The organism is Erwinia sp. PME.40.26/001 (assembly GCF_055556675.1).
Genome location: NZ_JBVHNP010000159.1, coordinates 1 through 274 on the forward strand (window position 1 = coordinate 1; position 274 = coordinate 274).

The window sequence follows — 274 nt, forward strand, 5'->3', positions numbered from 1 at the left end:
GGCTCGAGCCAGCGGCCCTCGTACATGAGCCGGCCCAGGCGGCGCCCCTGCTCGTGGTAGGTCGCGAGCGTGTCCTCGTTGAGGATGCTGTTGACGAGGCACTCGTACGTGATGAACAGCAGCGCCATGCCGGGCGCCTCGTAGATGCCGCGCGACTTCGCCTCGATGATGCGGTTCTCGATCTGGTCGCTCATGCCGAGACCGTGACGGCCGCCGATCGCGTTCGCCTCGCGAACGAGCGCCACCGGGTCGTCGAAGCGCGTGCCGTTGATCG

At 67.9% G+C, this 274-nt stretch carries 1 pseudogene; it reads right to left on the reverse strand.

Going from position 1 to position 274, the window contains the following annotated elements:
* Positions 1 to 274, reverse strand: a pseudogene (locus ACZ3HG_RS23660) (argininosuccinate synthase); the annotation flags it as partial.